This window comes from Pseudomonas sp. AC532 (genome assembly GCF_979258965.1).
In genome coordinates this window covers 3960290-3977624 of record NZ_OZ409888.1, presented here as the reverse complement: position 1 = coordinate 3977624, position 17335 = coordinate 3960290, and the positions used below count along the sequence as shown (strand labels likewise).

At 61.6% G+C, this 17335-nt stretch carries 15 protein-coding genes and 1 tRNA gene; 1 reads left to right on the top strand and 15 read right to left on the bottom strand.

The genetic code is table 11. The features are described 5' to 3' along the window. Positions 1 to 29 precede the first annotated feature (29 nt). From rimP to rlmE, 8 genes are all read right to left on the bottom strand, one after another. On the bottom strand, positions 30 to 488 hold the full coding sequence (gene rimP / locus ACZ0AV_RS18495) for a ribosome maturation factor RimP (RefSeq protein WP_499153394.1): 459 nt from the start codon (positions 486 to 488) through the stop codon (positions 30 to 32). Positions 489 to 787: 299 nt separating this feature from the next. Next, positions 788 to 873 (bottom strand) — tRNA-Leu (locus ACZ0AV_RS18490). A gap of 11 nt (positions 874 to 884) precedes the next feature. Beyond that, positions 885 to 1271, bottom strand: a complete 387-nt coding sequence (gene secG / locus ACZ0AV_RS18485; RefSeq protein ID WP_499152382.1) for a preprotein translocase subunit SecG — start codon at positions 1269 to 1271, stop codon at positions 885 to 887. A gap of 4 nt (positions 1272 to 1275) precedes the next feature. Continuing rightward, a complete protein-coding gene (tpiA, locus tag ACZ0AV_RS18480; protein WP_499152381.1) occupies positions 1276 to 2031 on the bottom strand; it encodes a triose-phosphate isomerase in 756 nt (251 codons plus the stop codon). Positions 2032 to 2096: 65 nt separating this feature from the next. Further along, entirely contained in the window at positions 2097 to 3434 is a 1338-nt protein-coding gene (gene glmM, locus ACZ0AV_RS18475; RefSeq protein WP_499152380.1) for a phosphoglucosamine mutase, read from the bottom strand. Between the two features lie 22 nt (positions 3435 to 3456). Then, a complete protein-coding gene (gene folP / locus ACZ0AV_RS18470; protein ID WP_499152379.1) occupies positions 3457 to 4308 on the bottom strand; it encodes a dihydropteroate synthase in 852 nt (283 codons plus the stop codon). Positions 4309 to 4316: 8 nt separating this feature from the next. Then, positions 4317 to 6233 (bottom strand): ATP-dependent zinc metalloprotease FtsH, encoded by a 1917-nt coding sequence (ftsH, locus tag ACZ0AV_RS18465; protein WP_499152378.1) that lies wholly within the window; start codon positions 6231 to 6233, stop codon positions 4317 to 4319. Positions 6234 to 6420: 187 nt separating this feature from the next. After that, the gene (gene rlmE, locus ACZ0AV_RS18460; RefSeq protein ID WP_499153393.1) at positions 6421 to 7053 is read right to left on the bottom strand and encodes a 23S rRNA (uridine(2552)-2'-O)-methyltransferase RlmE; all 633 of its coding nucleotides are present in this window, start codon (positions 7051 to 7053) and stop codon (positions 6421 to 6423) included. A 98-nt stretch (positions 7054 to 7151) separates the two neighbouring features. On the opposite strand from rlmE, the gene yhbY reads away from it, so the two are divergent. Continuing rightward, positions 7152 to 7463, top strand: coding sequence for a ribosome assembly RNA-binding protein YhbY (gene yhbY / locus ACZ0AV_RS18455; RefSeq protein WP_499152377.1), 312 nt, complete (start codon positions 7152 to 7154; stop codon positions 7461 to 7463). Between the two features lie 9 nt (positions 7464 to 7472). Here the strand turns inward: yhbY and ACZ0AV_RS18450 are convergent, their stop codons facing one another. From ACZ0AV_RS18450 to dnaK, 7 genes are all read right to left on the bottom strand, one after another. Continuing rightward, complete coding sequence (locus tag ACZ0AV_RS18450) at positions 7473 to 7928, bottom strand: DUF4149 domain-containing protein (protein WP_499152376.1); 456 nt, start codon at positions 7926 to 7928, stop codon at positions 7473 to 7475. Further along, the gene (greA, locus tag ACZ0AV_RS18445; RefSeq protein ID WP_499152375.1) at positions 7906 to 8382 is read right to left on the bottom strand and encodes a transcription elongation factor GreA; all 477 of its coding nucleotides are present in this window, start codon (positions 8380 to 8382) and stop codon (positions 7906 to 7908) included. The genes ACZ0AV_RS18450 and greA overlap by 23 nt, the downstream gene beginning before the upstream one ends. Then, positions 8379 to 11600 (bottom strand): carbamoyl-phosphate synthase large subunit, encoded by a 3222-nt coding sequence (gene carB, locus ACZ0AV_RS18440; protein ID WP_499152374.1) that lies wholly within the window; start codon positions 11598 to 11600, stop codon positions 8379 to 8381. Before carB ends, greA begins: the two co-directional genes overlap by 4 nt. A 173-nt stretch (positions 11601 to 11773) precedes the next feature. After that, entirely contained in the window at positions 11774 to 12910 is a 1137-nt protein-coding gene (gene carA, locus ACZ0AV_RS18435) for a glutamine-hydrolyzing carbamoyl-phosphate synthase small subunit (RefSeq protein WP_499152373.1), read from the bottom strand. A gap of 321 nt (positions 12911 to 13231) precedes the next feature. Next, positions 13232 to 14032, bottom strand: coding sequence for a 4-hydroxy-tetrahydrodipicolinate reductase (gene dapB / locus ACZ0AV_RS18430; RefSeq protein WP_499152372.1), 801 nt, complete (start codon positions 14030 to 14032; stop codon positions 13232 to 13234). 68 nt (positions 14033 to 14100) lie between these two features. Further along, positions 14101 to 15228: a molecular chaperone DnaJ gene (dnaJ, locus tag ACZ0AV_RS18425; RefSeq protein ID WP_499152371.1), complete on the bottom strand. Its 1128-nt coding sequence runs from the start codon at positions 15226 to 15228 to the stop codon at positions 14101 to 14103. A 123-nt stretch (positions 15229 to 15351) separates the two neighbouring features. Then, positions 15352 to 17271, bottom strand: coding sequence for a molecular chaperone DnaK (gene dnaK, locus ACZ0AV_RS18420; RefSeq protein WP_499152370.1), 1920 nt, complete (start codon positions 17269 to 17271; stop codon positions 15352 to 15354). Between the last annotated feature and the right edge of the window lie 64 nt (positions 17272 to 17335).

Genomic DNA, 17335 nt, shown 5'->3' with positions numbered 1-17335 from the left:
CATTCCGCGAATCCCGCGGGATCCGTGTCTCAATCAAACCGGGGGATAATGTTGGCCTTGTCGATCAGATCGATCGGCAAAAGGAACTCGTGGTCATCCACCTGCACCACCACGTCCTCCTCCTCCACACCACGGAGCAGACCCTGAAAGTTGCGGCGCCCTTCGAACGGCGAGCGCAACTTGATTTTTACCTGCTCGCCGGCGTGACTGGCGAACTGAGCCAACGTGAACAGCGGCCGATCCATGCCTGGCGACGACACCTCCAGGGTGTACTCCGCCGCGATGGGGTCCTCGACATCGAGAACACCGCTGATCTGCCGACTGACCTTCTCGCAATCGTCGATAAGAATGCCGTTGGCGTGATCGATATAGATACGTAGCAGCGAATGCCGCCCCTGAGACAGGAACTCGATACCCCAGCACTCGTAGCCAAGCGCCTCGACCACCGGGGCCACCAAGGCCTGCAACTGTTCTAGCTTGCTCGACACCTGAACCCCTCGCGCATGCTGTGCAAATGAAAAATGGGCGAAACGCCCATCCATAAAACCGTCCGTGCGACGGCAAATCTGTCATCCAGCTAGCAAAAAGCCCCTTGAAAGGGGCTCCGCTACAACTGGATGCGGGGACTGGGTTGGCCAGCGACCTCGGGCCATGAGCCCGACGAGCTACCGGACCGTTCCAATCCCGGTGCAAAACTGGGAGCGGATTATACGGCCGAAGCACACCACGGGTCAACCAACCCCCCAGAAACAGAAAAGCCCGCATGCTGCGGGCTCTCCTGTTCAATTGGTACCGAGAAGGGGACTCGAACCCCTACAGCCTATGGCCACTACCACCTCAAGGTAGCGTGTCTACCAATTCCACCACCTCGGCAAATGTAACGTTTACTGCGCTTCAGGTGCTTGAGGTACGTCTTGCTCACCCGAAGTTGGCGCTTGCTGTTGCTCAAGCACCGGTACATCTTCAGCAGGTTTATTCTCCTGCGGCGCTTCCATCACCGCCGGATCAGGCAAGCCAGCCTGGCCTAGCGTATCAGCTTTTTGATTAGCAAAGAACGCTAACCCCAAGCTGGTAATGAAAAAAGCGGTGGCGAGTATAGCAGTAACTCGACTCAGAAAGGTAGTGGTTCCTTGACTACCGAATACGGTATTCGAAGCACCAGCACCAAACGAAGCACCTGCATCGGCACCTTTACCCTGCTGCAGCAGAACCAGCACAACCACACCGATCGCGCCCAGCAGATGAAGAACCACAACGACTGTTTCCAGCATATTCTTAGTTTCCTGCAGCGCGACAGATCGCACCGAACTCATCCGCATTCAGAGAGGCTCCGCCCACAAGCCCCCCATCGATATCTGGCATGCCGAATAACTCGGCTGCATTGGCGGCCTTGACACTGCCGCCATAAAGAATTCTCAAAGCACCTGCAACATCTGCATCTTTGCCAGCGACCCGAGCACGAATCGCCGCATGCACGTCCTGAGCCTGCTCGGGCGACGCCGTCAGCCCGGTACCAATGGCCCAGACTGGCTCGTATGCCACAACAGCACCAGACAGAGCAGCAACACCCAGGGCGTCGATCACACTGTCAAGCTGACGCTCGACGACTGCAAGCGTCTCCCCCGCCTCCCGCTGCTCCAGGGTTTCCCCCACGCAGAGAACCGGAACGAGGCCGGCAACCTGAGCCGCCGCGAACTTGCGAACGACCTGCTCGTCACTATCACCAAGGATCAGGCGACGCTCGGAATGACCGACCAGTACAAGCTTGCAACCGGCATCGCGCAATTGCTCGCTCGACACCTCTCCGGTCAACGCCCCCTGCCCCGCCTCGACTGCACAGTCTTGCGCGCCAATCGACACGACAACACCGCCAAGCCCCTCGACAACCTGACCGAGGTGAACACTGACAGGGAACACGACAACATCGACATCAGCAGGCAACACCTGCCGATTCAGACCACCGATCAGCTCTGCGACACTGGCGCGGGTACCGTGCATTTTCCAGTTACCAGCAACCATTGGGCGGCGCATGCTTTACCTCGTTGGTCAAAGAGGGCGCAGATGTTACCCAACCGCTTGTGGGCTGGCAAGCCGAATCAGACACAGACTCGAGAGACAACCTCAGCCAATTCATTGGCATAGCCTCGCACCTGGGCTTCATCCTCGCCTTCCACCATCACCCGTACCAGCGGCTCGGTGCCGGACTTGCGCAACAGCACCCGGCCGCGCCCGGCCATGCGCTCGGTCACGCTGTCACTGGCAGCCTTCACATCCGGATGCTTGAGCGGATCGACACCACCGCCAAAACGCACATTAATCAGCACCTGCGGGCACTTGCGCAAACCCTGACGCGCCTCGGCCAGGCTTTGCCCGCGCCGCCGTATGGCAAGCAAAACCTGCAGTGCAGCAACGATCGCATCACCGGTGGTGACATGCTGGAAGCACACCAGGTGACCGGAATTCTCGCCGCCCAACTGCCAGCCGCGCTCCAACAGTTCGGCGATCACATAGCGATCACCGACGTTGGCCCGCACGAAGGGGATCTGCAGTTCGCCCAGCGCAAGCTCCAGCCCGAGATTGCTCATCAGCGTGCCGACCACACCACCTTGCAGTTTGCCGCGCGCCTGGAGATCACGGGCGATGATGAACAGCAGCTCGTCGCCATCGACCACAGCACCGGTGTGATCGACCATCAGCACGCGGTCCGCATCGCCATCGAAGGCAATGCCCAGGTCCGCCTGGCGCGCCACCACTTCGGCCTGCAGGTTTTCGACGTGCGTCGAGCCGCAGTCGGCATTGATATTCAACCCATTGGGCTGCGCCGAAAGCACCGAAACCTCGGCGCCGAGCTCCTGAAACACCGCAGGCGCGACCTTGTAGGCAGCACCATGGGCACAATCGAGCACGATCTTCAGGCCAGCGAAATCGGTGCTGGTCGGCACGCTGCTCTTGCAGAACTCGATGTAGCGCCCCGCCGCGTCATTGATCCGCGACACCTTGCCCAACTGCTCGGACTCGACCACCGTCATCGGTGCGTCGAGCAACTCTTCGATCATCAGCTCGAGCTCATCCGGCAGCTTGGTGCCCTGCCCGGAAAAGAACTTGATGCCGTTGTCATGGTGAGGATTGTGCGAGGCACTGATGACGATTCCGGCCTCGGCGTGAAAGGTACGCGTCAGGTAGGCGATAGCGGGGGTGGGCATCGGCCCCAGCAGCATGACGTCCGCGCCGGCAGCGGAAAGCCCGGCCTCCAGCGCAGACTCGAACATGTAGCCGGAGATGCGTGTGTCCTTGCCGATCAGAATCCGGCACTTGCCCTGCTTGCGAAAAGCCATTCCCGCCGCCCAGCCGAGCTTGAGCATGAAATCCGGGGTGATCGGGTAATGCCCGACGCGACCACGAATCCCGTCGGTACCAAAATACTTGCGACTCAAACGACAACTCCTTTTTTATCAGTTACTGCGCCGCTTCGACCGCGGCGACCATGCGTACCACGTCGACGGTTTCCGCCACATCGTGAACGCGCAGAATGCTGGCGCCCTTGGCAACCGCCAGTGCCGCCAGGGCCAGACTGCCATACAGGCGCCCGTCGACCTCGCGACCCAACACGGCGCCAATCATACTCTTGCGGGAAACGCCGACCAGCAGCGGCAGACCAAACGCCTGCAGCGCAGGCATGCGCCGGAACAGACTGAGATTATGCTCCAGCGTCTTGGCAAAACCGAACCCCGGATCCAGCACGATGCGCTCTGCCGCTATGCCAGCGGCCTCGCAGACTGCCAGACGCTCGCGCAGGAAATCCGCCACGGCATCGAGCACATCGTCGTAGTGCGGGCTTTGCTGCATGGTCGTGGGCTCGCCACGCATGTGCATCAAGCAAACCGGCAGCCCAGTAGCGGCGGCAGCCTGTAGCGCGCCATCGCGCTGCAACGAGCGCACATCATTGATCAGCCCGGCGCCCAACCTGGCGGACTCGCGAATCACCTGCGGCGTGGAGGTGTCCACGGAAATGATCACATCCAGCTCGGCGGCGATGGCCTCCACCACGGGCGCCACGCGAGCGAGCTCCTCGTCCACGGAAACGGCCTGGGCGCCAGGCCGCGTGGACTCACCACCCACATCGATGAGCGTCGCGCCTGCCCGCACCATGCTTTCGGCATGCCGCAACGCCGCATCGCGCATCGCGAAGCGGCCGCCGTCGGAAAAGGAGTCGGGGGTGACGTTGAGGATGCCCATCACCCGAGGATGGGTCAAATCAAGAAACCGGCTGCCACAAGGCAGCCGGTTCAGGGGTATCGCACGAGACATGAAAAGCCTTACAGCTCGGCAGCAGGGCCGCCGATTGGTTTTTCGGGACGATCGGCCTCGTCGGACTTGGCGATCGGGGTACCGGCATCGTTACCACCGCCGGTCCAGTCACGCGGCTCGCGCGGGGGGCGGCCACTCATGATGTCGTCGATCTGATCGGCATCGATGGTCTCGTACTTCATCAGGGCCTCAGCCATGGCGTCGAGCTTGTCGCGGTTCTCTTCGAGCAAACGCTTGGCGGTGTCATAGCAGTGATCGATGATGCTGCGAACTTCCAGATCGATCAGCTTGGCAGTCTCGCCGGAGATGTTGCTGCTCTGCCCGCTACCGCCACGGCCCAGGAAGACTTCGCCCTCTTCTTCCGCGTACATCAGCGGGCCGAGCTTCTCGGACAGGCCCCACTTGGTGACCATGTTTCGGGCTATCTGGCTGGCACGCATGATGTCATTGGACGCGCCGGTCGTGACTCCGTCGAAGCCCAGGGTCATTTCCTCGGCGATACGACCGCCATACAGCGAGCAGATCTGACTGATAAGCGCCCGCTTGGACAGGCTGTAGCGATCTTCTTCCGGCAGGAACATGGTCACGCCCAGGGCACGGCCACGCGGAATGATCGACACCTTGTAGACCGGATCGTGCTCGGGCACCAGGCGGCCGACGATGGCGTGACCCGCCTCGTGGAACGCCGTGTTGAGCTTCTCTTTGTCCGACATGACCATGGTCTTGCGCTCGGCACCCATCATGATCTTGTCTTTGGCGAGTTCGAACTCCTTCATCTCGACGACGCGCTTGCCGGAGCGAGCGGCGAACAGCGAGGCCTCGTTGACCAGGTTGGCCAGGTCGGCACCGGAGAAGCCGGGCGTACCACGGGCGATAACCGCCGCCTTGACGTCTTCGCCCATCGGCACCTTGCGCATGTGCACATTGAGAATCTGCTCGCGGCCGCGGATGTCCGGCAGGCCAACCACCACCTGACGGTCGAAACGGCCCGGACGCAGCAGCGCAGGGTCGAGCACGTCAGGGCGGTTGGTCGCGGCAATGACGATGATGCCGTCATTCATTTCGAAGCCGTCCATCTCGACCAGCAGCTGGTTGAGGGTCTGCTCGCGCTCGTCGTGACCACCACCCATGCCGGCACCACGATGGCGGCCAACCGCGTCGATCTCGTCGATGAAGATAATGCAGGGTGCGTGCTTCTTGGCCTGCTCGAACATGTCACGGACGCGGGACGCACCGACACCCACGAACATTTCCACGAAGTCGGAGCCGGAAATGGTGAAGAACGGCACCTTCGCCTCGCCGGCCACGGCCTTGGCGAGCAGCGTCTTGCCGGTACCCGGCGAACCAACCATCAGCACACCGCGAGGGATACGGCCGCCAAGGCGCTGGAACTTGCCCGGGTCACGCAGGAACTCGACCAGCTCGCTGACCTCTTCCTTGGCCTCGTCGCAACCGGCAACATCGGCGAAGGTGGTCTTGACCTGGTCTTCGGAAAGCAGGCGCGCCTTGCTCTTGCCGAAGCTCATGGGCCCGCCCTTGCCGCCGGCACCACCCTGCATCTGGCGCATGAAGAACATGAACACGGCGATGATCACCAGGATCGGGAAGCTGGCGACCAGCAACTGCGTCCAGATGCTCTGCTGTTCAGGCTGCTTGCCAACGATCTCGACGTTGTTGTCCATCAGGTCCTTGATCAGGCCATTGTCCTGAATCGCCGGGCGCACGGTCTCGAATGAGGAACCGTCGGAACGCATGCCGCTGATGATGTAGCCATCGACGGTGACGCGCTTGACCCCACCATCCTGAACCTGCTGGATGAACTCCGAGTAATTGAGCTTGTTGGTCTCGCTCGGGCTGGAGAAATTGTTCATCACCGTAACCAGGACGGCGGCGATGATCAGCCACAGGATCAGATTCTTTGCCATGTCGTTCAATTAGCTACCCTCTGAAGCAGGCCTCTTGCCGAAGCGTGCCTCGCATGACGACCAGTTATATACCGATCTAACTTACTACAAACGCTCGCTCGTGGCTGACACCGTCTGTAACCCTTTATGAGACATCTGCCCTTTACGATGCGCGTATCGGCTTGGACTGACAACCAGACCTTTGGTTTTACTCTTCGCGCGGGCCTTTGAAGCCTCGCGCCAGCATGTACTGCTCGCGAGAGCGACCGCGTGACGACAGCGGCTTGCGCATCTGCACCTTTTCGAACAGACCGCGCACCTGCTTGTGGTACTCGTCGAAGCCTTCACCCTGGAAAATCTTGATCAGGTAATCGCCGCCCGGACGCAAAACCCGGGTGGCCAGATCCAACGCCAGCTCGCACAGGTACATCGCGCGCGGCTGATCCGACTCCCTGACTCCACTCATATTGGGGGCCATATCGGAAATCACAAGGTCTACCGGGTGATCGCCGATCGCTTCGAGGATGCGTGCAAACACTTCATCGTCGGTGAAGTCGCCCTGGATGAAGGTGACGTCCGGAATACTGTCCATCTCGAGGATGTCCGAGGCGATCAGCCGGCCCTTGTCGCCGATGACCCGACTGGTGACCTGCGACCAGCCGCCCGGCGCAGCGCCGAGGTCGACCACGGTGATGCCGGGACGCAGGATGCGATCCTTCTCCTGCACCTCCAGCAGCTTGTAACTGGCACGTGAACGGTAGCCGTCCCTTTGCGCCATTTTGACGTATGGATCGTCGAAATGTTCTTTCAGCCAACGCTGGCTGGTTTTGGAACGGGCCACACAACACCTCGGAAGAACAAAAATGAATAACTGGGCGGTCTGCAAGCAGCTCGGTTAAAATAGCTCGCTTTCCCAGATCAAGACGCAGGGTTCAGATTATGCCGCTCACTCAAGAGCAGAAGAAACAGTTCAAATCTATCGGCCACCACCTGAAACCGGTATTGATCGTTGCCGACAACGGTGTTACCGAAGGCGTACTGGCGGAGCTGGAGCGCGCCCTCAACGACCACGAACTGATCAAGATTCAGTTGCGCATCACCGAACGCGAAAGCCGCCTGGCCGTGATCGACGAGCTGTGCAAGACCAGCAAGGCCGAGCTGGCGCAGGTGATCGGCAAGATGGCCCTGCTCTATCGCAAGAACCCCAAGGCCAACCGCAACCTGTCGAACATCAGCCGCCACCAGGGCTGAGCTTTCGCGTCAGCCGGCCACCGGGTCGGCTGGCGCAAGCTTGCAGGGCAAGGGCTGCAGCACCAGCAGCAGGCCGAAAAACGCCAGCAGCAGGTAACTGAACAACTGCCAGCGTAGCGCATCCGGCCATAGCACGAGCGACGCCAACAGGCTCAGACTGATAGCCAGCACCGTAAGCAGTAACTGCCCGCGGCGCTCACGCCACAATGCCGACAGGCGCCGCAGGCGGACCAGCAAGGCCGCCTGGATCGATACGCAGAGCACGGTGATAAGCACCATCTGCGGCATCAGCGCGCCGGCAATTTCCTCGATCAGCAGCGGTGCCAGCCCGACGCGATAAAGCCCCGGCAGTACCATGAATTGCAGGATCCAGACGCCGCCGACCCAGAGGGTCTGCAGCAGCGTCCAGAAACCTGCGGCCATGTCGGGCCTGGCAGCCCGATCAGACGTGACGAACTTCGACAATCTCGTACTCGATCAGACCGCTTGGCGTATTGACGGCGACCACGTCGCCCTCATCCTTGCCGATCAGGGCACGGGCGATGGGCGAGCCGACGGAAATCTTGCCCTGCTTGATATCGGCCTCGTCTTCACCAACGATCCGATAGGACACGCTTTCGTCAGTTTCGACGTTGGCGATTTCCACCGTGGTGCCGAAGATCACCTTGCCGGTATGCGCAATGGTAGTGACATCGATCACCACTGCATTCTGCAGACGGCCTTCGATATCTCGTACACGCGCCTCGACCATACCTTGCTGCTCGCGGGCGGCGTGGTATTCGGCGTTTTCCTTGAGGTCACCCAGCTCGCGCGCGGTACCGATATCCTGGCTGAGTTTTGGCCGAACCACCTTGGTCAGGTGGGCCAGCTCCTCTTCGAGGGCGCGAGCGCCCTCAACGGTCATGGGGTACTTGATCATGCCTTGATTCCTGCGTGCAGATCCTGCAGACGGCGGACGGTCTTCTCGGGACCGAACTTGAGCGCCTCGCAGATCGCCTGCCCCGCCGCGATGGTGGTGGTGCAGTAGATCTTGTGCTGCAGAGCGTTACGACGAATGGAGTAGGAGTCAGCGATGGACTGACGCCCTTCGGTGGTGTTGATGATCAGGGTGACTTCGTCGTTCTTGATCATGTCGACCACGTGCGGACGACCTTCGGTCACCTTGTTCACGCGGCGCACCGGCAAGCCGGCCGCCTCGATCACCTTGGCCGTGCCAGAGGTGGCGACGACTTCGAAGCCCAGGCTGATCAGATCGCGGGCAACCTGCTCGGCCAGCGGCTTGTCGTCGTCTCGCACGCTGATGAACGCGCAACCGGAGTTGGGCAGAATCTCGCTGGCACCCAGCTGAGCCTTGGCGAAGGCCTCGCCAAAGGTATCGCCCACACCCATCACTTCGCCGGTGGACTTCATCTCCGGGCCGAGGATCGGGTCCACGCCCGGGAACTTGTTGAACGGGAATACCGCTTCTTTAACGCTGAAGAACGGCGGAATGATTTCCTGGGTAAAGCCCACTTCGGCCAGGGTCTTGCCGGCCATCACACGGGCCGCAACCTTGGCCAGCGACTCGCCGATGCACTTCGAGACGAACGGCACGGTACGCGAGGCGCGCGGGTTCACTTCGATGACGAAGATGTCCTCACCCTGCACGGCCATCTGCACGTTCATCAGGCCGACCACGTTGAGCTCCAGGGCCATCTTCTTGACCTGGTCGCGGATCTCGTCCTGGATGTGCGCCGGCAGCGAATACGGCGGCAGCGAGCACGCCGAGTCACCGGAGTGCACACCAGCTTGTTCGATGTGCTGCATGATCGCGCCGATCACCACGGTCTCACCGTCGCTGACCGCGTCGATATCGACTTCGATGGCGCAGTTGAGAAAGCGGTCGAGCAGCACCGGGCTGTCGTTGGAGACCTTCACCGCTTCGCGCATGTAGCGCCTGAGTTCTTCTTCCTGGTAGACGATTTCCATCGCCCGTCCGCCCAGTACGTAGGACGGACGCACGACCATCGGATAACCGATTGTCTTGGACAGAGCCAGGGCTTCCTCCTCGCTGCGCGCAGTGGCGTTGGCAGGCTGGCGCAGGCCGAGGCGCTGGACCATCTGCTGGAAACGCTCACGATCTTCGGCGCGGTCGATGGCATCCGGGCTGGTGCCGATGATGGGCACGCCGGCCTCTTCCAGGGCGCGGCACAGCTTCAGCGGGGTTTGCCCGCCGTACTGGACGATCACACCCTTGGGCTGCTCGACGCGGACGATTTCCAGCACGTCTTCCAGGGTCACCGGTTCGAAGTACAGGCGGTCGGAGGTGTCGTAATCGGTGGAGACGGTTTCCGGGTTGCAGTTGACCATGATGGTCTCGTAACCGTCTTCACGCATGGCCAGCGCAGCATGCACGCAGCAATAGTCGAACTCGATGCCCTGGCCGATGCGGTTCGGCCCGCCACCGAGGATCATGATCTTGTCTCGGCTGCTCGGGTTGGCCTCGCACTCTTCCTCGTAGGTCGAGTACATGTAGGCGGTATCGGTCGCGAACTCGGCGGCGCAAGTGTCCACACGCTTGTAGACCGGCAGCACCTTGAGCTTGTGACGGTGGCTGCGCAGGTTCTTCTCGGTAACGCCGAGCAGTGCAGCCAGGCGCGCATCGGAAAAGCCCTTGCGCTTGAGGCTGAACATCAGGTCACGGTCGATGGCCGACAGGCCCAGGGTCTTGATGCGCTGCTCGTCCTTGATGAGATCCTCGATCTGCACCAGGAACCACTCGTCGATGCGAGTCAGCTCGAAGACCTCCTCGACGGTCTTGCCGGCACGGAAGGCATCGCCCACGTACCAGATGCGGTCGGCGCCCGGCACGATCAGCTCGCGCTTGAGGGTGCTTTCAGCTTCCGGATCAGCCGGATCGAGCTTCGGATCGAAACCAGATACACCAACTTCCAGGCCACGCAACGCTTTCTGCAGGGACTCCTGGAAGGTCCGGCCGATGGCCATGACCTCGCCGACGGATTTCATCTGGGTGGTCAGGCGGGCGTCGGCCTTGGGGAATTTCTCGAAGGCGAAACGCGGGATCTTGGTCACCACGTAGTCGATGGCCGGCTCGAACGACGCCGGGGTGCGCCCGCCGGTGATATCGTTGGAGAGCTCATCGAGGGTGTAACCCACCGCCAGCTTGGCGGCGATCTTGGCGATAGGAAAACCGGTGGCCTTGGAGGCCAGTGCCGAGGAACGCGACACACGCGGGTTCATCTCGATGACCACCATGCGGCCGGTGTTCGGGCAGATGCCGAACTGCACGTTGGAGCCGCCGGTTTCCACGCCGATCTCGCGCAGCACCGCCAGGGAGGCGTTACGCAGGATCTGGTATTCCTTGTCGGTCAGGGTCTGGGCCGGTGCGACGGTGATCGAGTCACCGGTGTGCACGCCCATCGGATCGAAGTTTTCGATGGCACAGACGATGATGCAGTTGTCCTTCTTGTCGCGGACCACCTCCATCTCGTATTCCTTCCAGCCGATCAGCGACTCGTCGATCAGCAGCTCGCTGGTCGGCGACAGGTCCAGACCACGGGCGCAGATTTCCTCGAACTCTTCACGGTTGTAGGCGATGCCGCCACCCGTGCCACCCATGGTGAAGGACGGACGGATGATGCACGGGAAGCCGACCTTCTCGAGCACGCCGTAGGCTTCCTCCATGCTGTGGGCAATGCCCGATACCGGGCAGGCCAGGCCGATGTCCTTCATCGCCTTGTCGAAACGCGAACGGTCTTCGGCCTTGTCGATGGTGTCGGCATTGGCGCCGATCATCTCGACGCCGAATTTCTCCAGCACGCCGTGGCGCTCCAGATCCAGGGCGCAGTTCAGTGCAGTCTGGCCACCCATGGTCGGCAGCAGCGCGTCGGGGCGCTCCTTCTCGATGATCTTGGCCACGGTGGCCCATTTGATCGGCTCGATGTAGGTGGCGTCGGCCATCGACGGGTCGGTCATGATGGTGGCCGGATTGGAGTTCACCAGGATGACGCGAAAGCCTTCCTCGCGCAGGGCCTTGCAGGCCTGGGCGCCGGAATAGTCGAACTCGCACGCCTGGCCGATGACGATGGGGCCGGCGCCGAGGATCAGGATACTTTTGATGTCTGTACGTTTTGGCATTTTATCTCTCGAATCCTAAGGTCAGTCGGCGAGTCATCTTCAAAGCTACTGCGCGCTATCAGGGCTGCGTTGCGCGGTACTCAGTTGCTTGCCGTACTGACACATGTACTGTCTCGTCGTTGCGTGCCGGGCGCCTTGCCCGACAGCGCTCGCTACGCTTCCAGACGACTCGTCTATTTGCGCTTGGCCATGGCTTCGATGAAGCGATCGAACAGTGGGGCGACATCATTCGGACCCGGGCTGGCCTCGGGGTGTCCCTGGAAGCTGAAGGCGTCCTTATCGGTACGCTCGATGCCCTGCAGGGTGCCGTCGAACAGCGACTTGTGGATCGCGCGCAGGTTGCCCGGCAGGCTGCTCTCGTCCACCGCGAACCCGTGGTTCTGGCTGGTGATCATCACCACGCCGGTGTCGAGATCCTGAACCGGATGGTTGGCACCGTGGTGCCCGGTGCCCATCTTCACGGTCTTGGCGCCGGACGCCAGGGCCAGCAACTGGTGGCCAAGGCAGATGCCGAAGACCGGCGTATCGGTTTCCAGCACATCCTTGATGGCCTGGATCGCGTAGTCGCACGGCTCGGGGTCGCCAGGGCCGTTGGACAGGAACACGCCATCGGGATTGAGCGACAGTACATCCTTGGCGGGGGTTTGCGCCGGCACCACGGTGATGCGGCAACCGCGTGCAACCAGCATGCGCAGGATGTTCAGCTTGACGCCATAGTCGTAGGCGACCACGTGGTAGGGCAGCTCGCTGGCGGCGATCTCGGGATGGCTATCATCTTTCAAATCCCACACGCTGGAGCGCCACTCGTAGCGCTCGGTGCAGCTGACTTCCTTGGCGAGATCCATGCCTTTCAGGCCTGGGAAGCCGCGTGCCAGTTCGAGGGCTTTTTCCTCGGTGGCGTCTGCGCCAACCAGGATGCAGCCATTCTGCGAACCCTTCTCGCGCAGGATGCGGGTCAGGCGCCGGGTGTCGATACCGGCGATGGCGACGGTGCCGTTTTCCTTGAGGTAATCCTGCAAGGATTGCTTGTTACGCCAGTTGCTGGCGGTCAGCGGCAGGTCACGAATGATCAAACCGGCTGCCCAGACGCGATTGGATTCGGCGTCTTCCGGCGTGGTGCCGGTATTGCCGATGTGCGGATAGGTCAGGGTGACGATCTGTTGGGCATAGGAAGGATCGGTGAGGATTTCCTGATAGCCGGTCATGGCGGTGTTGAACACCACTTCCCCGATAGTCTGGCCATCGGCCCCGATGGCCTCGCCGCGAAAAATGCTGCCGTCAGCAAGGGCGAGTATGGCTGGCTTACTCAAGAAGACCTCCCGTAGATCGTGGAGCAAACGCAGATTGTAAAAAAGCGGGATGACGTGTGAAGGTCATCCCGCTTTTTTGATTGATTCATTCTGCGCAACTTTTAGTGGACACACTAAAGAGAGAAGCTTACAGGAAAGCTGATTTTTTCGAAAGTTATGTGCGGGCAAAAATCGTAAATCCGCTCCACTGCCCTCCCGGGCCCGCGATCAGCGGCAGCGCCACGGCGCGAATGCCACGAAATAGCGCCGTCACCAGGCGGCCGACGCGGCAGCGGCGCCCTGTCACCAGCACGCGCCTGCAACCGGCCGCCAGCGGCGCGATCAGTTCAGACCGAGCACGTCCTGCATGTCATACAGCCCGGCGGCGCGACCGTCCAGCCAGGTGGCCGCGCGCACGGCGCCCTTGGCGAAGGTCATGCGGCTGGAAGCCTTGTGGGTGATCTCCACACGCTCGCCGTCAGCAGCGAACAGCACGGTGTGATCGCCAACCACGTCGCCGGCCCGCACCGTGGCGAACCCGATGGTTTCGCGGGCGCGGGCGCCGGTCTGGCCTTCACGACCGTAGACCGCAACCTTGTCGAGATCGCGCCCCAGCGCGTTGGCAACCACTTCGCCCATGCGCAGTGCGGTGCCAGACGGCGCGTCGACCTTGTGGCGGTGATGGGCTTCGAGGACTTCGATATCCACGTCGTCACCCAGCACCCGAGCTGCGGTATCGAGCAGCTTGAGGCACAGGTTCACGCCCACACTGAAATTGGCGGCGAAGACGATGGAAACGTCCTGGCCCGCCTCGCTCAGCAACTGCTTCTCGGCGGCGCTGAAGCCGGTGGTGCCAATCACCATGGCCTTGCCGGCCCGGCGGCAGATTTCCAGGTTGCTCAGCGTCACCGAAGGGTGAGTGAAGTCGATCAGCACGTCGAACTGATCGAGCACGCTTTCCAGGTCACCGGCAAGCGCAACGCCCAGCCTGCCAACCCCCGCCAGCTCGCCCGCGTCGGCGCCAAGCAGGGTGCTTTCCGGGCGCGCCACCGCGGCACCGAGGCTAACGCCTTCGGCATGATGCACCGCTTCGATCAGGTTCTTGCCCATGCGCCCGGCGGCGCCTGTGACTGCAATACGCATATGCATGACTCCAAAGTGCAAACGGCGGACTGCCGGCCGAAGCCAGCAACCCGCCGCAGGGTGCTGCGTTAAAGGTCGCCGAAGAAGCGCTTGACGCCTTCGAACCAGCCATTGGCCTTGGGCGAGTGCGAGCTGTTGCCTGCCAGGGACTGACGAAACTCTTCGAGCAGCTCACGCTGGCGACGATCCAGGTTGACCGGTGTTTCCACCGCTACCTTGCACATCAGGTCGCCTGCACCACCACCGCGTACCGGCGCCACACCCTTGCCACGCAAGCGGAACAGCTTGCCGGTCTGGGTGCCCTCCGGGATCTTCAGTTTGACCCTACCGTCGAGGGTCGGTACTTCCAGTTCGCCACCCAACGCCGCATCGGCGAAGCTGATCGGCACTTCGCAGTACAGGTGCTTGCCGTCGCGCTGGAAGATCGCGTGCTCGCGCACATTGACCACCACGTACAGATCGCCCGCCGGGCCACCCATGGTGCCAGCCTCGCCTTCGCCGGTAAGCCGAATGCGGTCGCCGGTATCGACGCCTGCCGGCACCTTGACCGACAGCGTCTTGTGCTCTTCGACACGGCCATGGCCGTGGCAGGAGCCGCACGGGTCGGTGATCATCTTGCCGCTGCCATGGCAGCGCGGGCAGGTTTGCTGCACCGAGAAGAAGCCCTGCTGCATGCGCACCTGGCCGATGCCGCCGCAGGTGGTACAGGTCACCGGGCTGGTGCCCTTCTTGGCGCCGGAGCCTTCGCAGACCTTGCAATTGACCAGGGTCGGCACACGGATGGTCACCGTGGTGCCACGCACCGCCTCTTCGAGATCCAGCTCAAGGGTGTAACGCAGGTCGCTGCCGCGCTGTGCGCCACCGCGCTGACCGCCGCGCTGGCCGCCGAAGAAATCGCTGAATACGTCGCCGAAGATGTCGGAGAAGTTGGCGCTGCCGCCACCAAAGCCGCCACCACCGCCCATCTGCGGGTCAACGCCCGCATGACCGTACTGATCGTAAGCGCTGCGCTTGCCCGCATCGGACAGCACTTCGTAGGCTTCGTTGGCCTCCTTGAAGGCGTCTTCGGCAGCCTTGTCGCCGGGGTTGCGATCGGGGTGATGCTTCATCGCCAGGCGACGGTAAGCCTTCTTCAGCTCCGCCTCGCTGGCACCGCGCTCGACCCCGAGCACTTCGTAGTAGTCACGTTTAGACATGGGTTTCTAACACTCTTGAAATTCGTACCGTCCAGACACACCAACGCGGGAGCAAGCCCCCGCGCGGCGGATCGCCCTATCGCACGGCTGTGCGGCAGGGCGCAAACACAGGCAAGCCGGGGCTTACTTGTTGTCCTTGACTTCCTCGAACTCGGCGTCGACCACGTCGTCCGCAGAGCCTTTGGTTTCACCGGCATCCGCCGCACCGGCAGCACCTGGCTGCGGCTGCTCGGCATACATTTTCTGCGCCAGCGGCGTGGTCGCTTCGGACAGGGCGTTCATCTTGGCTTCGATGGCTGCCTTGTCGTCGCCCTTCACGGCCGCTTCCAACTCGCCCAAAGCGGTTTCGATGGTGGCTTTCTCTTCCGCAGTGGCCTTGTCACCCGCTTCGGTGAGCATCTTGCGAGTGGCGTGAACCAGCTGGTCGCCCTGGTTACGGGTAGTGGCCAGTTCTTCGAACTTGCGATCCTCCTCGGCGTTGGCCTCGGCGTCACGCACCATGCGCTCGATTTCGTCATCGGACAGACCGGAGTTGGCCTTGATCACGATGGACTGGGTCTTGCCAGTCGCCTTGTCCTTCGCACCTACGTGCAGGATGCCGTTGGCATCGATATCGAAGGTCACTTCGATCTGCGGCACGCCACGCGGAGCCGGCGGGATCTCGGCCAGGTCGAACTTGCCTAGGGATTTGTTCTGACCAGCCTGCTTGCGCTCACCCTGCAGCACATGAATGGTCACGGCGCTCTGGTTGTCATCGGCAGTGGAGAACACCTGCGACTTCTTGGTCGGGATGGTGGTGTTCTTTTCGATCAACGCGGTCATCACGCCACCCATGGTTTCGATACCCAGGGTCAGCGGCGAAACGTCCAGCAGCAGCACGTCCTTGACGTCGCCAGCCAGTACCGCGCCCTGGATGGCAGCACCCATGGCAACCGCTTCGTCCGGGTTGACGTCCTTGCGAGCTTCTTTACCGAAGAACTCGGTAACCAGCTTCTGCACCAGCGGCATACGGGTCTGACCGCCGACCAGGATCACGTCGTTGATCGCACCAACGTCGATACCGGCATCTTTCAGCGCGATGCGGCACGGCTCGATGGTGCGCTGCACCAGATCCTCGACCAACGACTCCAGTTTGGCGCGGGAAATCTTCACATTCAGGTGCTTCGGACCGGTGGCATCTGCAGTGATGTACGGCAGGTTGACGTCGGTCTGCTGGCTCGAGGACAGCTCGATCTTGGCCTTTTCGGCAGCTTCCTTCAGGCGCTGCATGGCCAGCGGGTCGCCCTTGAGGTTCATGCCGGTTTCTTTCTTGAACTCGTCGACGAGGTAGTCGATCAGGCGGATGTCGAAGTCCTCACCACCCAGGAAGGTGTCGCCATTGGTGGCCAGTACTTCGAACTGGTGCTCGCCATCGACTTCAGCGATTTCGATGACCGACACGTCGAAGGTACCGCCGCCCAGGTCATAGACGATCACGGTATGGTCGCCCTTGGCCTTGTCCATGCCGTAGGCCAGCGCAGCCGCGGTCGGCTCGTTGATGATGCGCTTGACGTCCAGACCGGCAATGCGGCCGGCATCCTTGGTGGCCTGACGCTGGCTGTCGTTGAAGTAGGCCGGCACGGTAATGACCGCTTCGGTGACCGCTTCGCCGAGGTAGTCTTCGGCGGTCTTCTTCATCTTCTTGAGGATTTCGGCCGAGATCTGCGGCGGCGCCATCTTCTGGCCATTGACTTCGACCCAGGCGTCACCGTTGTCCGCCTTGGCGATCTTGTACGGGACCATCTGGATGTCTTTCTGCACGACTTCTTCGTCGAAACGACGGCCGATCAGGCGCTTTACCGCGTACAGGGTGTTGTGCGGGTTGGTCACCGCCTGACGCTTGGCGGACTGGCCAACCAGGATCTCGCCATCGTTGGCGTAAGCGATGATCGACGGCGTGGTACGAGCGCCTTCGGCGTTCTCGATGACTTTGACATTGCCGTTTTCAAGAATGGAGACGCAGGAGTTGGTAGTCCCCAGGTCGATACCGATAATTTTGCCCATTTCACTCTCCCGAAACTTTGATATATCCGCAGCGTTGTCGTGACCGCTGCGGTAGCACTAATAC